General features: G+C 67.7%; 19 protein-coding genes. 5 read left to right on the forward strand and 14 right to left on the reverse strand.

The features are described 5' to 3' along the window. Positions 1–7: 7 nt before the first annotated feature. From QSJ30_RS07105 to QSJ30_RS07135, 7 genes are all read right to left on the reverse strand, one after another. On the reverse strand, positions 8–1,126 hold the full coding sequence (locus tag QSJ30_RS07105; RefSeq protein ID WP_285607827.1) for an isocitrate/isopropylmalate dehydrogenase family protein: 1,119 nt from the start codon (positions 1,124–1,126) through the stop codon (positions 8–10). A 162-nt stretch (positions 1,127–1,288) separates the two neighbouring features. Further along, positions 1,289–4,087, reverse strand: coding sequence for a DNA polymerase I (gene polA, locus QSJ30_RS07110; protein ID WP_285607829.1), 2,799 nt, complete (start codon positions 4,085–4,087; stop codon positions 1,289–1,291). Between the two features lie 30 nt (positions 4,088–4,117). Then, the gene (locus QSJ30_RS07115; protein WP_285607831.1) at positions 4,118–4,942 is read right to left on the reverse strand and encodes an SDR family oxidoreductase; all 825 of its coding nucleotides are present in this window, start codon (positions 4,940–4,942) and stop codon (positions 4,118–4,120) included. A gap of 76 nt (positions 4,943–5,018) precedes the next feature. Beyond that, positions 5,019–5,306, reverse strand: a complete 288-nt coding sequence (locus tag QSJ30_RS07120; protein WP_285607833.1) for a hypothetical protein — start codon at positions 5,304–5,306, stop codon at positions 5,019–5,021. A 57-nt stretch (positions 5,307–5,363) separates the two neighbouring features. Continuing rightward, positions 5,364–7,085 (reverse strand): 4-hydroxy-3-methylbut-2-enyl diphosphate reductase, encoded by a 1,722-nt coding sequence (gene ispH, locus QSJ30_RS07125; RefSeq protein WP_285607835.1) that lies wholly within the window; start codon positions 7,083–7,085, stop codon positions 5,364–5,366. A 96-nt stretch (positions 7,086–7,181) separates the two neighbouring features. Next, the gene (locus tag QSJ30_RS07130) at positions 7,182–8,093 is read right to left on the reverse strand and encodes a prohibitin family protein (RefSeq protein WP_285607838.1); all 912 of its coding nucleotides are present in this window, start codon (positions 8,091–8,093) and stop codon (positions 7,182–7,184) included. Between the two features lie 108 nt (positions 8,094–8,201). Then, entirely contained in the window at positions 8,202–10,433 is a 2,232-nt protein-coding gene (locus QSJ30_RS07135) for a nitric-oxide reductase large subunit (protein WP_285607839.1), read from the reverse strand. 213 nt (positions 10,434–10,646) lie between these two features. Here QSJ30_RS07135 and QSJ30_RS07140 point away from each other — a divergent pair, with 213 nt between their 5' ends. Both QSJ30_RS07140 and QSJ30_RS07145 read left to right on the forward strand, forming a co-directional pair. Beyond that, a complete protein-coding gene (locus tag QSJ30_RS07140; RefSeq protein WP_285607841.1) occupies positions 10,647–11,087 on the forward strand; it encodes an ATP-binding protein in 441 nt (146 codons plus the stop codon). After that, positions 11,084–11,707 (forward strand): cation efflux transmembrane domain-containing protein, encoded by a 624-nt coding sequence (locus tag QSJ30_RS07145; protein ID WP_285607843.1) that lies wholly within the window; start codon positions 11,084–11,086, stop codon positions 11,705–11,707. The genes QSJ30_RS07140 and QSJ30_RS07145 overlap by 4 nt, the downstream gene beginning before the upstream one ends. A gap of 3 nt (positions 11,708–11,710) precedes the next feature. On the opposite strand, the gene QSJ30_RS07150 is transcribed toward QSJ30_RS07145, so the two are convergent. From QSJ30_RS07150 to QSJ30_RS07170, 5 genes are all read right to left on the reverse strand, one after another. Beyond that, complete coding sequence (locus tag QSJ30_RS07150) at positions 11,711–12,040, reverse strand: DUF190 domain-containing protein (RefSeq protein WP_285607846.1); 330 nt, start codon at positions 12,038–12,040, stop codon at positions 11,711–11,713. 9 nt (positions 12,041–12,049) lie between these two features. Beyond that, on the reverse strand, positions 12,050–12,436 hold the full coding sequence (gene crcB / locus QSJ30_RS07155; protein WP_285607847.1) for a fluoride efflux transporter CrcB: 387 nt from the start codon (positions 12,434–12,436) through the stop codon (positions 12,050–12,052). Positions 12,437–12,447: 11 nt separating this feature from the next. Further along, positions 12,448–13,116 carry a divergent polysaccharide deacetylase family protein gene (locus QSJ30_RS07160; RefSeq protein ID WP_285607849.1) on the reverse strand — a complete coding sequence of 223 codons (669 nt, stop codon included), beginning with the start codon at positions 13,114–13,116 and terminating at the stop codon, positions 12,448–12,450. Positions 13,117–13,363: 247 nt separating this feature from the next. Beyond that, a complete protein-coding gene (locus tag QSJ30_RS07165) occupies positions 13,364–14,527 on the reverse strand; it encodes a S41 family peptidase (RefSeq protein ID WP_285607851.1) in 1,164 nt (387 codons plus the stop codon). Between the two features lie 78 nt (positions 14,528–14,605). Further along, a complete protein-coding gene (locus QSJ30_RS07170) occupies positions 14,606–15,703 on the reverse strand; it encodes a D-alanine--D-alanine ligase family protein (protein WP_285607853.1) in 1,098 nt (365 codons plus the stop codon). A gap of 141 nt (positions 15,704–15,844) precedes the next feature. Between QSJ30_RS07170 and QSJ30_RS07175 the strand changes: the two genes are divergently transcribed. Continuing rightward, positions 15,845–17,083, forward strand: coding sequence for a DUF438 domain-containing protein (locus QSJ30_RS07175; protein WP_285607855.1), 1,239 nt, complete (start codon positions 15,845–15,847; stop codon positions 17,081–17,083). Between the two features lie 7 nt (positions 17,084–17,090). Then, positions 17,091–17,603 carry a DUF1858 domain-containing protein gene (locus QSJ30_RS07180; RefSeq protein ID WP_285607856.1) on the forward strand — a complete coding sequence of 171 codons (513 nt, stop codon included), beginning with the start codon at positions 17,091–17,093 and terminating at the stop codon, positions 17,601–17,603. Positions 17,604–17,605: 2 nt separating this feature from the next. Here QSJ30_RS07180 and QSJ30_RS07185 read toward each other — a convergent pair whose 3' ends face one another. After that, positions 17,606–17,794: a hypothetical protein gene (locus QSJ30_RS07185; protein WP_285607858.1), complete on the reverse strand. Its 189-nt coding sequence runs from the start codon at positions 17,792–17,794 to the stop codon at positions 17,606–17,608. Positions 17,795–18,024: 230 nt separating this feature from the next. Here QSJ30_RS07185 and coaD point away from each other — a divergent pair, with 230 nt between their 5' ends. After that, on the forward strand, positions 18,025–18,507 hold the full coding sequence (coaD, locus tag QSJ30_RS07190) for a pantetheine-phosphate adenylyltransferase (RefSeq protein ID WP_285607860.1): 483 nt from the start codon (positions 18,025–18,027) through the stop codon (positions 18,505–18,507). A gap of 51 nt (positions 18,508–18,558) precedes the next feature. Here coaD and QSJ30_RS07195 read toward each other — a convergent pair whose 3' ends face one another. Further along, positions 18,559–21,336: an OmcA/MtrC family decaheme c-type cytochrome gene (locus QSJ30_RS07195; RefSeq protein ID WP_285607862.1), complete on the reverse strand. Its 2,778-nt coding sequence runs from the start codon at positions 21,334–21,336 to the stop codon at positions 18,559–18,561. Between the last annotated feature and the right edge of the window lie 174 nt (positions 21,337–21,510).

Consider the following 21,510-nt stretch of genomic DNA (forward strand, 5'->3'; position numbering starts at 1 on the left):
GGCTTCCTCAGAGCTTGCGCGCGATCGCCTCGCCCATGTCGAGGGTCGAGGCGCTGCCGCCCATGTCGTAGGTGCGCACCTGGCCTTCGGCGATGACAGCGGCCACGGCCTTCTCGAGGCGCGAGCCCTTCTCCGTCTCGCCCAGCCAGTCGAGCATCATCTTCGCGGCGAGGATGGTGGCGATGGGGTTCACCTTGTACTGGCCGGCGTACTTGGGCGCACTGCCATGGCTGGGCTCGAACACCGCCAGCTTCTCGCCGATGTTGCCGGAGCAGCCGAAGCCCAGGCCGCCCACCATCTGGGCCGCCAGGTCGCTCACGATGTCGCCGAACAGGTTCGTCGCCACCATCACGCCGTAGTTCTTCGGGTTCTTCAGCATCCACATGGTGATGGCATCCACATTGGCGTCATCCATCGCGATGCCCGGGTACTCCTTCGCGATGCGCTTGCCCGTCTCCAGGAACATGCCTTCCGTGGCGCGCACCACGTTGGCCTTGTGGATGACCGTGACCTTGGGGTAGCCGAAGGTCTTGGCGTATTCGAAGGCGGCACGGATGATGCGGTCGCAGCCCTTCTGTGTGTTCACCTTGCAGGTGATGGCGAACTGGTCTCCGGGGATGTCGGCAAAGTGGGCGAAGGGCTTGCTCAGCTTCTTCAGGGTCGCCTTCAGCTCGTCCGGAACGGGGCTGAATTCCACGCCGGCATAGAGATCCTCGGTGTTCTCGCGGAAGATCACCATGTCGATGTCTTCCTTGTAGTTCAGGGGATTGCCGAGGTAGGCCTTGCACGGCCGCAGGCAGGTGTAGAGGTCGAACATCTGCCGCATGCGGACGATGGGGCTGCGGTAGATGAGGCCCTTGCCCTTGAGCTCGGGCACAAGCTCCGCCTCGGCGTCCTTCACGGGCTTGGAGGTGATGGCACCGAACATGGCGGCGTGGCTGTTCTTCAGCAGGTCGATGGTGCGCTGGGGAAAGGACTCGCCCTCCTTGCACCAGAACTCCCAGCCGATGTCGCCGTGGGTGTAGGTGGCGTCGAACTTCAGCGCATCGAGGCAGATCCTGGCCGCCTCCATGACCTCGACGCCCACGCCGTCGCCGGGCAACCACGCGATGTTGAACTGGCTCATGATCAGGCTCCTTCGGGCAGGGGTCTGCGGTGCGGCGCGACACGCGCCGGAACCGCCCAATCATGACCTCCCCGTTAAGTTTGAGCTCCGATCGCCATCACAAATCCGGCCGAAAAGGCGGGTTTCGACTCTCCGGACCTACAGATCGTCAAAAATGACCGGTCACTTGCAGGCCAGCCAGCTGTCGCCGGTGCGCACTTCCGCTGCCAGCTTCACGCCGAGAGGACCCAGGTCATCCGCGCCTTCCATGGCCTCCTTCAGCAGGGCCGAGGCACGCTCCACTTCTTCCGGCGGCGCCTCCATGAGCAGCTCGTCGTGGACCTGGAGCAGCAGCCGCGCCTGGAGCCCCGAGGCCTGGAGGCTGCGGTGCAGGCGCACCATGGCCCGGCGCATGAGGTCGGCGGCCGTGCCCTGGACGATGGTGTTCACGGCCTCGCGCAGGCCCTGGGCCTGGAACTGCTTGTTGGGGCTCTCCAGCTCGGGGATGCGCCGGATGCGACCCCAGTGGGTGCGCACCAGGCCCTCCGCCAGGGCCTTCTCCTTGGCGCCCTCGATCCAGGCGGCCACCTTGGGCATGCGCTCGAAGTAGCGCTCGATGAAGGCCTTGGCTTCCTTCTGGCTGACGCCGATGTTGGCCGCGAGGGCGAAGGCCCCCTGGCCGTAGAGCAGACCGAAGTTGACAGCCTTGGACGCGCTGCGCTGCTCCGAGGTGACCTGGTCCATGGGCACATTGAAGACTTCCGACGCCGTGCGGCGGTGGATGTCCTCGCCGGCCGCGAAGGCGCCCAGCAGCACCGGATCCTCGGCCAGGGCCGCCACCACCCGCAGCTCGATCTGGCTGTAGTCGGCGTCCAGCAACACCCAACCGGGCTCGGGCACAAAGGCGCCGCGGATGGCGCGACCCTCCTCCGTTCGGATGGGGATGTTCTGGAGGTTGGGATCACTGGAGGCCAGCCGTCCCGACGCCACGGCCGCCTGATGCAGCCGCGTGTGCACCCGGCCTGTGACGGGGTTCACCATCTGGGGCAGCGCCTCCACATAGGTGCCCAGCAGCTTCACCATCTGGCGGTGGCGCAGCAGCTCCTGCGCGATCTCGGCCCCCTGTTTTTCCGCCAGTTCCTGGAGCACATCCTCGTCCGTGCTGGGCGCCTTGGTCTTGCCGGTGTACTTCACGGGCTTGAAGCCCAGCTTGCCGAAGAGGATGCCGCCCAGCTGGGTGGGGCTGTTGAGGTTGAAGGGCTCGCCGGCCAGCTCGAGGACGCGGGCCTCCGCGCGCTTGCGCTCGCCCTGCATGCGTACGGCGAGTTGGGAAAGGACATTCAAGTCCAGGCGGACGCCGTGGCCCTCCAGGGCGGCGAGCACATCCACGAGGGGCAGGTCCACCTCTTCGTAGAGCTGCTTCAGACGATCATCCGTGAGCTTTGCCCGCAGCTTGTCGCAGAGCTGCAGAGCCAGATCCGCATCCTCGGCGGCGTACTGCACCGCGTGTTCGAACTCGGCCTCATCGAAGCGCTTCTGGGCCTTGCCCTTCCCCACCACCTCCTCGAAGGCGATGGGCTTCACGTCCAGCAGGCGCACGGACAGGTCATCCAGGTTGTGGCGGACCCCGCTCTCCAGCAGGAAGCTCAGCACCATGCTGTCATCGGCCAGCCCTGCCACGGGCATCCCATGGCGGGCCAGCACCTGGAGGTCGTACTTGAGGTTCTGGCCGCACTTGCCCACGGCCGGATCGGCGAACAGCGGCGCCAGGACCCGCCGGGCCTCTGCGAACGGGATATTGCGCGGATCCAGGTGGGACGCCAACTCTGCGAAGAAGGTGCCTGCCTCCCCCCGGAGGTCCAGCAGCGAGTCCGGCAGACCCGAGTCCGGCAGGAGCCCAGGCAGGGAGCCTTCCGTATCGGCCGTGGCCGGCTTCAGGTGCGCCAGCGGGACATAGAGGCCCTCATTGGTCGCCCAGGCCAGGCTGAGGCCCACAATGTGGCCGCGGGTGGGGTCGATGCTCGTGGTCTCCGTATCGAGGCCGAACCGCCCAGCGGCGCGGCAGGCGGCCACGGCGGCTACCAGGTCCGCCACGGTGGCCGCGGCCCGGTATTTCCGGGCGCTGCCCGCCTCCTGGGCGCTCTGGGTGAACTCCTTGGTGAGGGTCTGGAAGCCCAGGGCCTTGAAGGTCTCCCGGGCCCTGGCCTCGTCCACGCCCGGATAGACGAGATCCTTGGGGTGCAGAGGCAAGTCCAGGTCCGTCACCACCGTGACCAGGCGCTTGGTGAGGTCCAGCCACTCCCCGGCGGCCTCGAGCCCCTCCCGCTGCTTGGGCTTCAGGTCGGCCTTGGCGGCGATGACGCCGTCCAGACTGCCGTGCTTCTCCAGCAGCAGGGCCGCGCCCTTCTCGCCGATGCCGGGGACGCCCTTCACATTGTCGGAGGCATCGCCCACCAGGCTGAGGAAGTCCACCACCTGCTCAGGCCACACACCCATGCGGCTCTTCACGCCCTCGCGGTCGTGCCAGATCTCGCCGTCCTTGGTGTTCAGCACCTGGATCTTCAGGTCGTCGTCCACCAGCTGCAGCAGGTCCTTGTCCGGGCTGACGATGACCGCCGGCAGGCCGTGGGCCGCCGATTCCCGGGCCAGGGTGCCCATGACGTCGTCCGCCTCGTAGCCCGACAGCTCCACGATGGGGATGTTCAGGGCCTCCACCAGCTGCCGGATCATGGGGATCTGCGGGCGCAGATCCTCGGGCATTTCGGCGCGGTTGGCCTTGTACTCGGGATAGAGCTCGTGCCGGAAGGTGGGCCCCGGCATGTCGAACACGCAGGCGATGTGCGTGGGCTGGTGCTTCTCCAGCAGCTGGAGCACCAGCCGCGTGAAGGTGTACGCCGCGCCGTTCTTCAGCCGGGGGTTGGCGAAGTAGGCGCGAAAAATGAAAGCGAAGGTGTCGATCAGGTAGAGGCGGTCTTCGGACATGCCCCCAGTCTGGCAGGACTCGCCCCGGGATCACCTCAGTCCATAGGCCCGGCGCAGGATCGCCTCCCACCAGGCCGCGGGCAGGAGGGCCTTCAGCTTGCCCACCCAGAAGGCGTCCCGACCGATGACCACGCGCCGCGGGGGACGCTCGGCCACCAGGGCCTTCAGGATCTTCCGGGCGCAGCGCGCGGGATCCATGGCGAAGCGCTCGCCCTGCTGCTTCCGCACCGCCAGGTAGCGGGCGAGGATGGCCTCGTAGCGCGTGCCGCGGGCCCGCCCGGGCAGGTCGCCCCAGGCCTTCGTCAGGGTTTCCCGGAATTCCGTCCGGATGGCGCCAGGTTCCACAAGCACCACGGCCACCTCCCGGCCGATCTCCAGCCGCAGGCTCTCCGCCAGGGCCACCACCGCATGCTTGGAGGCGTTGTAGGGGCCCGCCAGCGGGATGGACAGCCGCCCCAGCATGGAGGCCACCTGAAGGATCCGGGCCCCGGGTTCCCGCCGCAGCAGGGGCAGGAAGGCGTTGGTCACTTGGTGGAGGCCGATGACATTGGTCTCGAACTGCACGCGGAGTTCCTCCGCGCGTAGGAGTTCAAGGGGGCCCACCTGGCCGTAGCCGGCGTTGTTGACCAGGGCCTTGAGGGGCAGATCCGCGCAGGCGGCGGCCGCGGCGGCGACGCTGGTTCCGTCGGTGACATCGAGAGGGAGCACACGGAGGTCCTCGCCCGAAGGTAGGTCCGCCAGCGTCTCCACCCGCCGCGCCGTGGCCACCACGCCCCAGCCCGCCGCGCGGCAGAGCGGTACCAGTGCCCGCCCGATACCCGTCGAGCAACCTGTGATGAGGACCCAGTTCCGCATGCAGCCATCTTTTCACACACTGCAAAACGGGGCGCGGATGCGCCCCGTTTTGCAGTCGCCGCCTTCGGCGGGGAAACTACTTCTTCTTTGCCGGAGCCTTGGCAGCGGCTTTGGCTTCAATCTTCGTCGCCACCTGCTTGTAGGTGACGGTCACCTTGTCGCCGACCTTGAGGGCATCCTTGCCCGCGGTGCCGCCGTCGGTGTAGAACCGCCAGGCTTCCTTGCCGAGGTCCAGGGTGAAGCTGTCGGGGGCCACTTCCTTCACGGTGCCGGTCTTCTGGTAGCTGGCGGCCGCGGCGGCCCAACCGAGGGCGGCGCCCAGGATGGCCGTGGCCGAAAGGACGACAAGCGACTTCATGCGCATGAGGCTCTCCTTGAAAAGGTGCCCCAAGGCTAGCAGTCCCCCACGAAAGGGCAAGAACTACACGATGGCCAGCAAACCCACCAGCCAGAAGCTCAGGTCCACGCTCAGCTCGAAGCGGTGTTTCCCGGCGGTGAACCGCTCGTGGAACAGCCAGAGGTACAGCATCGGATAGGCCGCGCAGACCACCAGGACCAGGGCCACAGCCAGGGGGTGCCCATGCTGGCGGTTGTCGAAGGTGAGCCAGAGGGTGCCGGCGAGCAGCGTCCCAAGGAGCCCCACCAGCACCGCCTTGGTGGCCGACTTGCCCATGAGGATCGGCAGGGTCTCCTTCCCCACGATCTGGTCGTTCTGCATGTCCCGGATCTCGTAGATCACCGTGCGGACGAAGGCCAGGACGCCCACGAGGAAGATGGCCGCGAACGCGCGGAGGTCCCAGATCCGGCCCTCCTGCCAGACGGGCATGATGACGGCCACCGTGGCCAGGGCCAGGGCCACCACCACGTCCTTGGAACCCGGGATGTTCCGCAGGCTGAAGGTGCGCCCGCCCAGTTGGAAGCGCCGCTTGTAGCCAGCGCCCACCACGGAGGCGCCCGCCGCCACGGCCAGGGCCTTAAGGCCCAGCGTGGCCGAGAGTCCCAGGGTGAGGGCCAGGGCCACCAGGCCCGCGCCCAGCAGCACCTTGCGGTTGCGCTCCAGGAACCGCGCCCGGGCCGGGCCCTTGGCGCCGACCCCCAGCGGGTCCAGGAAGGGGGTCAGCAGGTACATGGCCAGCACGTAGGTTCCCGCCAGGAGCGGGTAGCGCCAGCCCAGGGGCAGGCCCAGCCACTTGTGCACGCCGAGGGTCATGAAGGCCGCCCCCGTGGCCAGCAGCGACGAGCTGCCGAAGGCCGCCTGGAGGAAGCTGCGCCAGCGGCTGGGACCGTCGCCCAGCTGCTCCAGCACGTCCACCACCTCATCCACCAGCCAGGTGGGGGTGGAGGCGCCGGCCAGCACGCCCACGGTCTCGCGGCCGGTGAACGCCCGGAGATCCAGTTCCGCGGCGGTTTCGACGTACTGTACGGGCTTGCCATAGTGATGCGCCAGCTCGGCCAGGTGCTTGGTGTTGCTGGAGGCCTTGCCGCCCACGACGATGACCGTGTCGACCGTCCGGGCCAGCTCCCGAGCCTCATCCTGGCGCATCCAGGTGTCCTCGCAGATGGTGTTCTCGAACACGGCATCCACGGCGCGGGTCCGGATGTAGTCGGTGATGGTGTGGTAGTCCTTCACCGTGAAAGTGGTCTGGGCCACCACCAGCACCTTCTTGAGCTGCTCGTCCGTCAGGGCCTCGGCCTCGGCCATGTTCGACACGATGAGGCTGCCGCTGTCCGCGAAGCTGCGGTGGGCCACACTCTCTGCATGGCCATGGCTGCCCAGGATCACCGTGAAGTAGCCCTTGGGGCTCCACTTCTTGATCTTGTGGTGGACCTTGGCCACCTCGGGACAGGTGGCGTTGACGATCTTCAGCTCGCCCTTGGCCTGGCGCTCCTTGAGGCCCCGCAGGTCCTGGATGGGGATGCCGTGGGCGCGGATCACCACCGTGCCCGCCTGCACCTTGTCCGGCGCCTCCGCCACGGCCACACCCCGCCTGCCGATGAGCTCGAGCGCCTGGGGATTGTGGATGAGCGGACCCAGCGTCTGCACGGTGCGGCCATCGTTGCGCACCGAGGCCTCCAGCACCGCGTCCATGGCGCGCTTCACGCCCCAACAGAAACCGGCGGTCTTGGCGACGATCACTTTCATGGAAGCCCCACAATCCTGACTGAGTTGGTCAGGTTATTTATCATAGCGCTCCCACCCCGTGGACGCACGAGGTGAGATGGCACCTGGAACCCCGGCCTACTTCCGGGCCGGGACCTGGATCATGGGCGTGGCGCCGCCCATGGGGGTGATGATCAGGTTGCCCTTGGCGCCGATGTCCCGCAGGGCCTGGATGCGCTGGTACTCGATGATCTGGGGCGTCAGGCTCTGGCTCACGATCTGCTGGGCCTTGGCCTGGCCTTCGGCTTCGATGCGCTTGCGCTCGGCCTCCTGCTTCTCCTTCTGGAGCACGAAGGCCATCTTCTGGGCATCCTGGTCCGCGCTGATCTTGTCGTTGATGGACTTGGTGATCTGGTCCGGCAGGATGACATTGCGGAGCAGCATCTGCTCCAGGGAGATGCCCCGGGCCTCGAAGGCCGCCTTGAGCGTCTTCGACACCTGTTCCACGAACGCCTGGCGTTTGGAAGTATAGAGCTCGGTGGCAGACAGGCTCGCGGCGGCGTCCCGCAGGCTGGCGCGGATCTCGCTGCGCACGATCCGGTCCTCCACATCGGGTCCGATGGTGCGGTAGATCTCCGGCAGGCGCGCCTGCTGGAGCGAGTAGAAGATGGTGGCGTCCAGCTTCACGGTGAGGCCATCACTGGTGATGACCGAGATGGAATCATCACCCCGCTTCTGGCCCTCGTCGGCAACGGTCGACATGGTGTAGTTCCGGGTGCGGACTTCCATCTCCACCACCTGGGCGAAGGGATTGATGAAGTGGAGACCTGAAGGCAGGGGCTCATTGTTCACCTTGCCGAACAGCACCTGGATCCCCGCCTGCCCCGGGGGCACGATGACCGCCATGGAGGCCAGCAGGACGACCACACCCAAGCCCAGCCCCACCCACTGCACGATGATCAGACGGGCGGACAGGGGATACCCGACCTTGGTCTTCCATCGCCAAGCCAGGGCACCTACGACGAACAGCAGCAGAGCGATGAGGACCACGGAATACCTCCAAGGGGCGGGTCAGGTTAACAGGGCCCATTCTGCAGGCTTGCACCAAGAACGAAGCCCCCACCTTGCGGCGGGGGCCTCGTCTGTGGGCGGAAGACCTCAGTCCTCGTTCAGGGCGAAGGCAGGGGCGCCATCCACTTCTTCACGGGCGGGTCGGGTTTCCTCGGCGGTCCTCCAGTTCCAGGCGCCGATGACGGCCTTGAAGGTGAAGATGATCACGGCAAGGGCGCCGAGGCCGAAGAGCGTGTCGCCGGGCATGCGCAGCCAGGTGAAGGCGCGCATCAGGGGCGACTGCACCACCTCGGCGCTGCGGGCATACCAGGTGCCGTGCTCGAGACTCTGGGCGACCTGGTAGAAGCCGCTGGGGATCAGGGACAGCGCCAGCATCAGGACCAGACCCAGGTTCAGGCCCCAGAAGCCCCACTTCAGCCACTTCTCGTCCCAGGCCTTGTCCGGCGTCATGCCGCGCAGGGCGAAGAGCATGAGGGAGATCGCCAGGAAGCCGTAGACTCCGAAGAGCGCGGCGTGGCTGTGGATGGGCGTGGTGTTGAGGCCCTGGCCGAAGTAGAGCACGGAGGGCGGGTTGATGAGCATGCCGAAGACGCCGGCACCCAGCAGGTTCCAGAAGCAGACCGCCGCGAAGAACTTGAAGGGCCACTCGTAGCCGCTGCCGAGGGCGCGGCCGGCCTTCAGGCTCATGGCGATCTCGAAGCCCACGATGGTGAGGGGCACGATCTCCAGGGCGCTGAACACGGAGCCCAGGGCCGCGATGGAGGCTGGCGAGCCCGTGTAGTAGAGGTGGTGGAAGGTGCCGATGACGCCGCTGCCCAGGAACAGGCCCATGGAGAGGCTCACGGCGCGCAGCGCGGTGCTCTCGCGCAGCAGGCCCATGCGGGTGGAGAGCAGCGCGATGGCGACGGTGGCGAAGACCTCGAAGAAGCCCTCCACCCAGAGGTGGACCACCCACCAGCGCCAGTATTCGGCCATGGCGATGTGGGTCTCGCGGGTGTACATGAAGCCCGCGGAGTAGAAGAGCGGAATGGCGATGGCCGACAGCACGAAGAGCTTGAGCAGGCCCAGGCGACCCTTCTCGCCCTTCAGGGCGGGCAGCAGCGAGCGCAGCACCAGCACCAGCCAGATGACCATGCCCAGGGTGAGCAGGATCTGCCAGAGGCGGCCCAGCTCCACATATTCATAGCCCTGGTGGCCCAGCATGAAGGAGCCGGAGAGCTTGCCCACGATGGCCTGGTGCGCGCCGGCGAGGGCGCCGACGACGACCACGACCAGGGCCGCCAGCAGGCCGGCGACGCCGAGCCACTGGCCCTTGGGCTCCTTGGCGCTAAGCTTGGGCCCCAGGTAGAGGCCCGTGGCCAGCCAGCAGGTGGCGATCCAGAAGACGGCCAGCTGCAGGTGCCAGGTGCGGGAGGCCGCATAGGGCAGGATGTGCGACAGATCCAGACCGTAGAGCCCGTTGCCTTCCACCGCGTCGTGGGCCGTCATGACGCCCATGCCGATCTGGACCAGGAACAGGGCCATGGCCACGGCGAAGTAGATGGCGGACCAGCGCTGGCTGGGAGTGGCCGGAGCCGGGGGAATGGGCTTGGGATCCGGGAACTCCTCAGCCGGCTGGGTGGCGTGATGCCAGACCATGAGACCCACGCCCAGGATCAGCAGGATGATGGAGAGGATGCTCCAGAGGTGGCTGATGGGCGTGATGGTGTTGCCCACGAGGGGCTCCTGGGGCCAGTTCTGGGTGTAGCTGTGGTCCGCGCCGGGACGGCGGGCCGCGGCGGACCAGGCCGTCCACAGCCAGAAGTCGGCCACCCGCTCGCCCTCCTGCGCCGTGGGGATCCACCGGGCAGGAATGGCCGCATCCTTGTCGCCTTCCACGGCGATCTTCGCCAGCTCGGCGCGGGTCTTCAGGTAGGCGGCGGCCTGGGCGGCGCCGAGGGTCAGCGTGCCCGTGGATGATTCATACCTATTATTCTGAAATACGGATACGGTGCTGGCCTTGGCGTCGGCCATGGAGACCCCCTGGGCCTTCACGCCGTCAAGGGTGTGCGCAGCCCACTGGTGCAGGGCCTTGGCGGACCAGTCCGGCGCCAGGTAAGCCCCGTGACCCCAGATGGAACCAATGTGCTGGCCGCCGTGGCCAAGGTAGCTCACCTGGCCTTCCAGGATCTGGCCGGGTCCCACCAGCTGGGTGCCGTCCTCCGCCACCACCCGCTGCGGGATGGGAGGCGCGTTCTGGGCGATCTGCCTGCCGCCCAATCCCAGCACGCCGAAGCCCGCGAGGAGCACCAGCAACACCAGCCACCACCTTGCTTTCATGGAAACCTCCTTCATGCCCGCACCGGGCGCCGGGAAGCAGTGTTCCACAATTCTCCATATTTAGGACCATTAATTCTTAATTGTGACCTCGAGCACGCCGGCCGGGCTGGGTCGGATGCCTTGCGCCCTCTGGCAAAACCACTGGCCCTGGAAGGCAGATTCCAAGTACCTTGGCCTAGGCACGCCTGATCTCTGAAAGGGAATTCCCGTCCCATGGCCCATCCCGCCCTCCTGCCCGTCGTCCTCACCTGCAACACGGACCTGCGCTTCATCGACCTCATCCAGGTGGTGGGCGCGGAGTTCCTGAAGCACCTCAGCTTCACCCAGGAGGACGGCGAGCGACTGTGGCTGGCGATCCAGGAGGGCATCGCCAACGCCATGCGCCACGGCAACAAGCTGGACCGGGACAAGCCCGTGAAGGTGACCTTCACCCCCAAGACCGACCGCTTCGAGATCCGCATCGAGGATCGCGGCCCCGGCGTGGATCTGGAGGCCCTGCCCGATCCGAACCTGCCCGAGAACCTGCTGAAGCCGGGCGGCCGGGGCGTCTTCTTCATGCGCCAGGTCATGGACGAGGTGCACATGGAGCGCCATCCCGCGGGCTCCACCCTGGTGCTGGTGAAGGCCCGGAAAGTGCGGGAAGCCCACGCATGAACGGCGTGGACTGGCGCCGCCGGGCGCTCTGGCTGGCGGGGTTCACGATCGCCTACAACCTGCTGGAAGGCCTGGTGTCCATGGCCTTCGGCTGGGCGGACGACTCGGTCGCCCTCTTCGGCTTCGGCGCCGACAGCTTCATCGAAGTGGCCTCGGCCCTGCTCGTGCTCTGGAAGCTGCTGGACCACGGCAACCTCGAGCGGGAAAGGAAGGCCACGCGCGGCATCGGCCGCCTGTTCCTGGGCCTGGCCCTGGGCATCGCCGGGGGGGCCATCCTCCAGCTCACGGCCCGCACCCACCCGCCCACCACGGTGCCCGGACTCGTCATCTCGGCGCTCTCCCTGGCCTTCATGGTCTTCCTGTGGCGCGCCAAGCTGAAGACGGCCAGGGCCCTGGACAGCGCCACCGTGGCCGCCGACGCGGCCTGCAGCCGGGCCTGCATCCAGCTCTCCTTGGTGCTCTTCGCGGGCAGCCTGCTCTTCCTGCTCTTCCCCGCCCTCTGGTGGGTGGATGCGGCGGCCGCCCTGGCCCTGGCGTTCCTCATCGGGAAGGAAGGGCTTGGCATGGTCCGCGCCGCGAACAGCGACTGCTTCACCGGTGGGTGCGGCTGTGGGCACTAGGCCCTAGGACCGCACCTGCTGGTTGATGAAGCCGCACTCGGCGGGCACGCGGATGTAGAACATGGACTGCCCTTCCTGCTCGATGAAGGCGATCAGGCGCACCGCCTCTTCCTCCGTGGCCATGAAGGTCACTTCCACAGGCAGGTCGCCCGCCAGTTCGATGAAGTGGTCCGCGTGGATGAGGCCGTGGCGGCCGAAACCGGCGATGGCCTTGAAGGCGGTGCCCCCTTTGAGGCCGAGCCTGCGGGCCTCCTTCAGCAGCCACTCATAGACCAGGATCCCGTGGTGGGTCCGGTCTTCCTGGACGAAGAAGGTCAGGTAGGTGCCCTTCATGACGCCTCCTCAGGCTTTCACGAACGCCTTCACCGTCAGCAGCCCCAGCAGGGTCATGGACAGGGAACCCGCCAGGTGGACGGCCATGTGGCCGGCGGCCCAGGCGTACTCGCCGCGGGTCAGCAGGTGGACCGCCTCCGCCGAGAAGGTGGAGAACGTGGTGAGTCCTCCCAGGAAGCCCGTGATGATGAGGAGCCTCGCTTCAGGCGCCAGTCCCGGATGCTGGGTGAACACGGCCACGGCCACGCCCACAAGGTAGCCCCCCAGCAGGTTCGCCGCCAGGGTTCCGAGCGGAAGCGACGGGAGCATGGGATTCAGCAGGGCGCCCAGGCCCCAGCGCAGCCACGCGCCCAGAGCCGCGCCGATGCCCACCGCCAGAAACGAATAGATAGCCATTCCCCATCATCTCACTTGGCGAGTTCACTCGCCTTCACGAAGCGCACCTGGCCCTTGCTGCGGGGCACCAGCTTCTCCAGGGCCTCCACGGTCTCAGGGTAGATGTGCCCGATGATGAGCACCGAACCTTCCTTCTCCGCGAGCTTGAGGGCCCGGTCCCACTGCTTCTCCATCTCGGGGAAGGCCTTGTCGTCATCCAGGAAGACCTTCCGCTGGACGGCGGGGATGCCGAGCTGCTCGGCGACGTCATAGGCCACGCTGTCCTTCTCTGTGCGGCTGTCCACGAAGAAGAGCTTGCGGGCCTTGAGCTCCTGGAGCACCCAGCCCATGCGCGTGCGGTCGGGCGTGATGCGGCTGCCCATGTGGTTGTTCACGCCCACGCGGTGGGGGATGCCGTCCAGGGCCATGCGCACGCGGCGGCGGACCTCGGGCTCCGGCAGGTTGTAGAGGATGGCGTTGGGCCCCGGATCGCGGCCCGGCCCCGGGTAGCCGATGGGCTCCATGGGCAGGTGCAGCATGACCTCCTTGCCGAGGCGATGCGCGATGTCCGCGCTGTCCCGGGTGAACTCCTGATAGGGCAGCACGGCCACACTGAAGGACACGGGCAGACTGCACAGCCGCGTCACCAGCTCCGGCTGCATGTAGCCGAGGTCGTCGATGACGAGGGCGAGGCGGGGCAACGGGCGCTCCGGTTCGGGGCTCTGAGGCCTGACGGCCTCAGAGGATGGCTTCGCCTTCGGCTCAGCAGATTTCTTTTCGGGCTTTTTGGACTCCGGAGCGGGGACTTCCCGCTTACCTGGGGCCTGGCGCCGGTCGCAGCCCTGCTGGCCCAGCATCAGGCCGGCCCCCAACCCCAGGAGGAGGGTGAAAGTGGCCCAGCCCAGCAGGGCCAGGGTGGAGGTACGCTTCCCCTTGCCTCGCGCCAAGCTAGGAGGCCTTCTGCACAGGGGCCGGCGCAGGCGCGGGAGACTGCAGGGCCGTCAGCACCTTGGCCAGGGCATCGTCCGAGTCCGCCAATTTCAGCGTCTGGTCCGGGGCCACGCCCTGGCGGTCCAGCTTCTCGCCACCGAGGCCCATCCAGCGGCGGGACACCAGCTCCACGGCCCCACCCTGCTTCAGGAGGAAGCGGCTCCGCTCCACGCCCAGGCCGGGCGTCTTCTCGCCGAAGGTCCGGACGCCGCCCTTCTTCAGGCAGGCGGCCAGCACTTCGGGAACGCCCAGGGTCGAGCGCCCCACCAGGAGCGCCAGGCGCGCGAAGGGGGTGCCCGTGCCGACCACGGCGATGGCCCGGTCCGGTTTCCCGGCTTCCTGGAGGGTGCCGAGGGAGCCTTTGGCGCCCAGCAGGCCCGCCACGGCGGCGGCCTCCTCGACCGAGCCCTTCACGCACTGGCGCAGGTCCAGCACCAGGGTCTGGCTGTGGTCCACCGCGGCCAGCACCTTCTTCAGCTCCTCGGCGCGCCCGGGATTCAGGTCCGGCAGCGAGACCATCAGGGCGCCGGTCCCCGGCTTGAGGGCCACAGCGGGCTTCGGCAGCCGCTGCAGCTTCAGGCTGGTCTTGGTGAGGTCCCCCGTGGCGTTGTAGCGGTAGAGATCCAGCGTGGCCCCATCCAGCCCGGACAGGCGGCGCTCCAGGGCCCAGGCGCTGAGGCGGCCCACGGAATCCCCATCCACCTTGCGGATCACGTCGCCCGGCTGGATGCCCGCCTTGGCGGCGGGGCCGCTGGGCGTCACCGCCAGCACCGCGGCATAGATGCCCCGCTTCAGGACCACCAGGCCAGCCTCGGCGGGGCCGGGGTCCGGCAACCGGAGGTCCTCGGCCGACAGATAGGAATTCATGGGGTGCGAGCGCTCCAGAACCGCCTGGATGCCGCCGGACACCACCTTCTCCATGTCGGGGGGGTCCACGTAGTTCTGCTGCACCAGGGCCAGCACATCCTGGATGTCGGACATGCCCGCGAGGGGATCCTGGGGCGGGGCCTTCACGCCCGGTTTGGGTTGGGCCTTGGCCTGCTCCCCCTGCTGGATCACCGGCAGGGTGAAGGCGGCCACGAGGGGGAAGGAGAACACCGAGAGCCAGGTACGCGCATGCATGGTGACAGTCTACGTGGAAATGAGCTGTCAGCTATCAGCTGTCAGCGGAAGCAGGCCGGTCCCGGCTCCGGAACGACCCTATCCCTGAGTGCTGCGGAACCAGTCGCTGCCGGACTGGAAGCCCTTCTGCTTGACGGCGGTCTGGGCGTGACGCGCCAGGGCCAGGTCGATGAGCCGCGTCAGCAGCTCGGCATAGGGCACGCCGCTGGCGGCCATCATCTTGGGATACATGGAGATGCTGGTGAATCCGGGGATGAAGTTCAGCTCGTTGAGGAAGACCCGGCCGCTGAGGCGCTCCAGGAAGAAGTCCACCCGGGCCATGCCATAGCCGTCGGAGGCGGCGAAGGCCTTTGCCGCCAGCTTCCGCACCAGGTCCGCCAGTTCCTCGGGGATGTCGGCCGGGATCTCCGTGCGGCTCTTGCCATGGAGGTACTTGTCCTCGAAGGTGTAGAACTCGTCGGCCACGATGACTTCACCTGGCTTCGACACCTGGGGCTCGTCGCCGCCCAGGACCGCCACCTCGATCTCCCGGACATCCAGGCCCTGCTCCACCAGCACCCGCCGGTCGAAGGTGAAGGCCCGGTCCAGGGCCGCGGCCAGATCCTCGGCCCGCTTCACCTTCTCCACGCCGATGCTGCTGCCCAGGTTCGCCGGCTTCACGAAGAGGGGCAGGCCCAGCTTGGCGCATTCCGCCAGACAGACGGCCTGCTCGCGCCGCCAGCGCTCCTCGGTGAGCCCGACGTAGGGCACCACGGGCAGGCCCTCGGACTCCCACAGGCGCTTGGTGATCCACTTGTCCATGCCCGCGGCCATGGCCAGGAGGCCCGCGCCCGTGTAAGGGCGGTGCAGCAGCTCCAGGTAGCCCTGGATCTGGCCATCCTCGCCGCCGGCCCCGTGCAGGGCATTGAAGAAGAGGTCCGGCAGGGCCGTCGCCTCGGCGCCCTTCTCCAGGGGCAGGAAGGGATGGGCGCTGCGTTCCGGCAGTTCGCCGGCCGCCAGCCGCGCGAAGGGGTCGCCGGTCACCGCCCACACGCCGTTCCGGGCGATGCCCATGGGCCGCACCGTGAACCGGCTGGCATCCAGGTGCTCCGCGATGGCCCGGGCCGTGACGATGGAGACTTCGTGCTCGGGGGATTCCCCGCCGAAAAGGAGGCCGACGCTCAATTTCTCGTTCATGCCCCTACTCTAGCACCCGCCCCTGGCGGGTTCTCCGGCGATGGAGCCCTGGTCCAGTGCGACGAAAATCACATTTAAGAATTGTTGATCATTTTTATCTGATATTCATAGTCCCGGGGACGGCACCCCGCGGAAGCCACCATGAGCGAACTCCTCAACAACCGGGACCACCGGATCGCCACCCTCAAGGAGATCATCCTCCATCTGCACCGGGGCGAGGCCCCCGAGCAGGTCCGCGCGAGGCTGGCCCACCTGGTGGGTGAGGTGGACGCCACCGAGATCGCCGCCATGGAGCAGTCGCTCATGGCCGACGGCATGAGCCCCGAGGAGGTGAAGTCCATGTGCGACCTCCACGCGGAGGTGCTCCAGGACACCGTGACTCCGCCCAAGGCCCGGGAGCTGCCCGCGGGACATCCCGTGGACACCTTCCGCCGCGAGAACCGGGCCCTGGAAGCCGCCATCAGCACCGCCCGGCAGCAGGTCGCCGTCCTGGAGTCCGTGGCGGACCAGACCTATCCCACCGATGAGCGCCTGGCCGTGCTGGCTGCCTTCAACGTCCTCATGGACGTGGACAAGCACTATCAGCGCAAGGAGCACCTGGTCTTCTCCATCCTGGAGCGCCACGGCAACACGGGACCCTCCAAGGTCATGTGGGCCAAGGATGACGAGGTGCGCGAGCTGCTCAAGGGGGCCATCGAAGTGCTGCGGGAGGAGAGCCTCAGCGGCGCCGAGCTGAAGATCCTGGTCCCCACGGTGCTGCGCCCGGCCCTGGCGGCGCTGGAGTCCATGATCTACAAGGAGGAGACCATCCTCCTGCCCATGTGCCTGGGCCTCTTCACCGAGGAGGAATGGGGCGAGGCCTGGCGGGACAGCCCGCGCTACGGCTGGTGCCTGGTGGAGCCCGCCGCGGGCTATGTGCCGCCGGCGGCCACCCTGCCCGAAGATCCCATCCAGCTTCCCAGCGCCTCGGCGGTGGCCTTCCCCAGCGGGGCCCTCAGCTTCCAGCAGCTCATCGGCATCTTCTCCAGCCTGCCCGTGGACATCACCTTCGTGGACGCGGAGGACCGCGTGGCCTTCTTCAGCGAGGGGCCGGACCGGGTCTTCGCCCGCAGCCGCACCATCCTGGGCCGCGAGGTGAAGCACTGCCACCCGCCCAAGAGCGTGGACGTGGTGGAGCGCATCCTCAACGACTTCAAGACCGGCCGCCAGACCGTGGCGGAGTTCTGGATCCAGATGCAGGGGAAGTTCGTCCACATCCGCTACTTCGCCGTGCGCGACGAGGCCGGCACCTACCTGGGCACCCTGGAGGTCACCCAGGACCTGACCCGCCTGCGCGCCCTCGAAGGCGACCGCCGCCTGCTCCAGTACGACGAAGCCTGAGGCGCCCATGGCCATCACGCCCGAAACGAAGATCGGCGACTTCCTGGCGGCCCACCCGGACCAGCAGGAGGCCCTCATCGCCCGCGTCCCGGAGTTCGCCAAGCTCCGCAACCCCATCCTCCGACGCACGGTGGCGAAGCTGGCCACCGTGGAGCACGCGGCCCGCATGGCGGGCCTCCCCACGGCGGAGCTGGTGCGCTTCCTCCGGGAGTTGGCCGGCGAGGCCGCTGGTCCCGTGGCGGAGGGAAGGCCGGCCCCGGCGGAGGATCCCCGGCCCGACTGGGCGCGCTCCGGCGCCGTGCGCTCCACCCTGGACGCGGAGGCCCTCATGGCGGCCGGCGAGCATCCCCTGGCCCGCGTCCGCCGGGCCCTGCTGACCCTGGCCCCCGGCGAGGCCATGCAGCTCCTGAGCCCCTTCCGCCCCGAGCCCCTGCTGGACCAGTTCCGCCAGGAGGGCACCCCTTGCTGGTGCGAGGCCGAGGGTGCGAGCCGCTTCCGAACCTGGATCCTCAAGACCTGAGATCACTCCAGGAATTCGGAGGCCTCCCAGTGCGTGGCGCGCTCCATGTGGCGCAGCCGCACGAGCCGGAGCATCTGCTCATTCCTCAGGCGGACGCCGTCCTCCGGCAGGGCGTCCATGGTCCCGCGCCGTCGATCCGGACCGGCATAGGCAAGGTCGCGGACCCGGCGTTCACTGCCATTCCAGGCCATGGTTCACCTCCGTCCAGGGAAGGGTAGGCCCGGCAGAGGATCCCGCCACTCGGCCATTCGGACGAGGCCGTCTCATCCTACTGATCCGGGTATGGCGCACAGGTGCCAGCGGCTGGGTGGCGTCTGCAAAATCCCGCGAGGCACGACACCGCTGACCGATTCCCGGCGAGCTTTGGCCCGGAATGCGCCTGGGTTGCGCTAGGCTGATTCCCCATCCTGACGGAGCGCCCGTGCGGTCGGCCATCTATCCAGGCTCTTTCGATCCCGTGACCCTCGGCCACTGGGACCTCATCCAGCGGGCTGCCAAGCTCGTGGACCGGCTCGTGGTCGCGGTCCTCCACAACCCCGCCAAGTCCCCCGCCTTCAGCGTGGAGGAGCGGGTCGCCATGCTCAAGGAACTGACGGCCTCCCTGCCCCAGGTGGAGGTGACCACCTTCCACGGCCTGCTGGTGGATTTCGCCAAGGCCCAGAACGCCCAGTTCATCATCCGCGGCGTCCGCGCCTTCAGTGATTTCGAGTACGAGTTCCAGATGGCCCTCATGAACCGCAAGCTGGCGCCGGAACTGGAGACCGTCTTCCTCATGCCCAAGGAGAAGTACAGCGCCGTGAGCAGCCGGTTCGTCCGCGAGATCGGCAGCATGGGCGGCAACCTGACGGACCTGGTGCCGGAGGTGCTGCGGGGACGGATCGCGGAACGACTGATGAAGCCGTAGGGAACGCCTCCGGGCCATGGGCGGCACCGGAGGCCTTCCCGTCTGGCTCCTTCACTTGAAGGTCATGTGGACCACCCGCACATCGGCGATCTTGCCGGCGGAGTGGCACAGGAAACACTGCTCCTGCCGGATGAACTTCCCGCCGGCCGTGACGCTGGCCCGGCTGCCGTAGAAGGTGCCGCCGTTGGTCTGCATGTGGGAAATGGCCAGGGGGCCGTCGTGGCAGTTGGAGCAGGCTGCGACATAGGGCGAGTTCACCAGCGTGGTGCCGGCGGCGGCCGTGGTGGCTCCCGTGTTGGCGTTGTAGCTGAAGCCGCTCCCGAAGACATAGCCGGATCCGTAGGCCGCGGCGAAGGGCGACCAGTAGACGCCCGGAATGGGCTCGGTGCCCGTGAGGATGACATTCACGGGCGTGGGCACGGTGCCGGTGGCGACCGTGGTCCAGAGCAGGTCAGGCAGCTCGCCCGCGTTGAAGGAGAGGCCGAAGTCGTAGGTTCCGGGGATGTGGCAGGCCTCGCAGTTGTTCAGCACGCCCGGATAGGTGGTCTTCCAGAAGGTGTCCCCCGCAGAGGCCTCCCAGGAGAACTTGTTCACCCGCTTGTCGGCCCCGTGGATGGCGTGGACGAAGTCCTTCATGTTCACGCCCCAGCCGCTGTTCACGCGCTGGCCGTTGTGGCAGAACTCGCAGGTCTGGGGGTCGTTGCGTTGACCCGCATGGAAGGCCTTGGTGGTGAAAACCCCCATGGCGCCGTGGCAGTCCAGGCACTTCGCATTGGCCACGATGGTGCGGCGCGGCGTGTTCGCGGGCCCCGTGGTCGTGCTCCCGGTGTTGAGGGGGAAGCCGACCGGCAGCGGGCCGCTGATGAGCTTCGAGACGTTGGGGGCGGGCACGCTCAGGCCCCCCTGCCCCGTTCCGGGGGTGCCCGCGACCCTGGGCACGTAGGGATAGTTCGGCACGTTGGTCTGGGTCAGGGGCTGGGTGAGGGTCAGCCCGTAGGTGTACCCGATGCCACCGGTGACCATCCCGGCCGTGGTGGGAATGACCACCCCAGTCATGGTCAGGGTGTAGTAGCCGCTGGCGTCGGGCGTGGCGCTGAGGGTGCCCTGCGCTGAGGCCGCCAGGGGCGCACCGGCCATGTCGAGACCATCACCCCGCCAGATGTTCTTGAGGTACGTGCTGGCGGTGGCGTTCCAGTCCGCCGGGTTGGCGATGCCGTCCTGTGGCACGGAGAAGGCGATGTAGAAGCTGGGCCCGCCCACGAAGTTGTCCATCAGTTCCGTGACGCTCCCCGCGGCGTAGGTGTTGAAGACCACGGGTACGCCATCCTTCAGGAACCGGAAGGTGAAGACGGGCTTGGCGCTGGCGTTGAGGGTCACGCTCTTGAGGTCCCACGTCACCTGGCTGGCGCCGGCAGGCAGGTTGCCCGGGAAGGCGGCCACGGAGGAGGCGTTGGTGTTGTTGTTCGTCCCGCCGGTGTTCCAGATGTTGGCGGGATCGGGCGGAACCACGGGAAGGTGCACGAGCTTGATGCCCGCCGCGCCGTGGCAGCTGGAGCAGTTGTTGTCCGCAAAGGCCGCGCCGCCGGGATGGTTGGCACCGGTGGCCCAGTCGATGTCGTCATGGCACCCGCTGCATGCGAAGCGGCTGGGCACGTTGAACCAGTTGTCGCCCTGGGGCGTCGCGGTGCTGGCGGTATGGCACTTCACGCAGTTGCGGTGGTCCTGGGGGTAGGTGACCTCATTGAATGCGATGCCGCCGTAGGAGTAGCCGGTCCTCGCCAGCTCCTCCCCCCGGTGGATCCGGTGGATGAAGGAGGGGAAGTCCCCGGAGGCATGGCCGGCAAGCTTGCCGGTCTCCCCGGAGACCGTGGTGGCCGTCAGCGTGGCTTCGGCCCGGCCGTACTTGCGCTGGTCGTTGTGGCAGATCACGCAGTAGCGGGTGTCCTGGCGGCCGGAGCCGTGGAACTCGAACTTGGCGTGGCAGCTGAAGCAGGCGGAGACATTGACGATCTCCCGCTGGGCGTCGGTGGCCCCGACGGCTGCGCCCGTGGCGGGGATGAAATCGTAGGCGGTGTTGGCAGGGTTCAGGATGGGCACCGCGACCTGGCCACTGCTGGACCCATCCGATGTGTTGGTCCCCGTCCCCCGGGCCGTGCCGCCCACGAAGAGGGTCAGCCGGTGAGTGAGGCTGGGGTTGTAGCTGACGTCGCCCAGGTCGGCCCGGAGGTTGTTGCCGGAGTAGGTGGCCGCATCCAGCAGGGCCTGAGTCTGGGTGATGTCCCGGCGGAAGGTGTAGACGTAGGAACCGTCGCCGTTGTCCACCAGGGTCCCGATGTTGTCGGTGGAGGGTCGGGAGGGGGTCCAGGTCGTCGGCGCCGCGGCCGCCGGATTGGCCGTCACAACGTAATTGACCCAGGTGCTTGGGCTTCCATTGGAACCCGGGACCAGCTTCGCCAGGCCGAAGGCCATGTTGGCGTAGCTGGCATAGGCCGCCGACGAAGCCTTGGTCGTGAAGCCCAGACCCTTGACCGGCACGTTGTGGCCGTCGGTCACCTTGAAGGCCACCACGGGAGACGAGCTGACAGTGACACTGGTGAGGGTGGCCTTCAGCGTCAGGGCCCCCCACTCATCCGCGGTGTAGGTGGTGGCGTCGATGGCGTAGGCGGGTCCAGGCGCCCCGTTGGTGCCGTTGGTCCCGTTTGTGCCGTTGGTGCCGTTGGTCCCATTGAGGCCGTTCTGGCCCGAGGAGCCCCGGCAGCCGGCGAGGGCCAGGACCACGATGATGGCGGCGGTAGCCGCCCAGAATCCCCTGAAAGTGGCGGGTTTCATGACGACCTCCCCTGTGTCCGGTGCCGGTGGCTGGAATGGGTCTTTCGAATCGACTTGATTGTTAAAACAAGTAACCTCAATGCTTGATTCAACAGCAACTCGGGGGCTGGCTTCGCCCAGCCCGGCGCCTTTCAGGACATCCAGGGGTAGAGAATCCCAATGTAGGCCGAAGCC

The sequence above is a fragment of the Geothrix edaphica genome, from assembly GCF_030268045.1.
Taxonomy (GTDB): domain Bacteria; phylum Acidobacteriota; class Holophagae; order Holophagales; family Holophagaceae; genus Geothrix; species Geothrix edaphica.

Bases quoted from the DNA above. Each gene is read 5' to 3' on its own strand.
- QSJ30_RS07135 (WP_285607839.1), bottom strand. From the start codon at position 10,433: ATGAAAGCAAGGTGGTGGCTGGTGTTGCTGGTGCTCCTCGCGGGCTTC.
- QSJ30_RS07120 (WP_285607833.1), bottom strand. From the start codon at position 5,306: ATGCGCATGAAGTCGCTTGTCGTCCTTTCGGCCACGGCCATCCTGGGC.
- polA (WP_285607829.1), bottom strand. From the start codon at position 4,087: ATGTCCGAAGACCGCCTCTACCTGATCGACACCTTCGCTTTCATTTTT.
- QSJ30_RS07195 (WP_285607862.1), bottom strand. From the start codon at position 21,336: ATGAAACCCGCCACTTTCAGGGGATTCTGGGCGGCTACCGCCGCCATC.
- QSJ30_RS07170 (WP_285607853.1), bottom strand. From the start codon at position 15,703: ATGAACGAGAAATTGAGCGTCGGCCTCCTTTTCGGCGGGGAATCCCCC.
- QSJ30_RS07175 (WP_285607855.1), top strand. From the start codon at position 15,845: ATGAGCGAACTCCTCAACAACCGGGACCACCGGATCGCCACCCTCAAG.
- QSJ30_RS07105 (WP_285607827.1), bottom strand. From the start codon at position 1,126: ATGAGCCAGTTCAACATCGCGTGGTTGCCCGGCGACGGCGTGGGCGTC.
- QSJ30_RS07180 (WP_285607856.1), top strand. From the start codon at position 17,091: ATGGCCATCACGCCCGAAACGAAGATCGGCGACTTCCTGGCGGCCCAC.
- QSJ30_RS07145 (WP_285607843.1), top strand. From the start codon at position 11,084: ATGAACGGCGTGGACTGGCGCCGCCGGGCGCTCTGGCTGGCGGGGTTC.
- QSJ30_RS07150 (WP_285607846.1), bottom strand. From the start codon at position 12,040: ATGAAGGGCACCTACCTGACCTTCTTCGTCCAGGAAGACCGGACCCAC.
- ispH (WP_285607835.1), bottom strand. From the start codon at position 7,085: ATGAAAGTGATCGTCGCCAAGACCGCCGGTTTCTGTTGGGGCGTGAAG.
- QSJ30_RS07185 (WP_285607858.1), bottom strand. From the start codon at position 17,794: ATGGCCTGGAATGGCAGTGAACGCCGGGTCCGCGACCTTGCCTATGCC.
- QSJ30_RS07140 (WP_285607841.1), top strand. From the start codon at position 10,647: ATGGCCCATCCCGCCCTCCTGCCCGTCGTCCTCACCTGCAACACGGAC.
- QSJ30_RS07165 (WP_285607851.1), bottom strand. From the start codon at position 14,527: ATGCATGCGCGTACCTGGCTCTCGGTGTTCTCCTTCCCCCTCGTGGCC.
- crcB (WP_285607847.1), bottom strand. From the start codon at position 12,436: ATGGCTATCTATTCGTTTCTGGCGGTGGGCATCGGCGCGGCTCTGGGC.
- QSJ30_RS07115 (WP_285607831.1), bottom strand. From the start codon at position 4,942: ATGCGGAACTGGGTCCTCATCACAGGTTGCTCGACGGGTATCGGGCGG.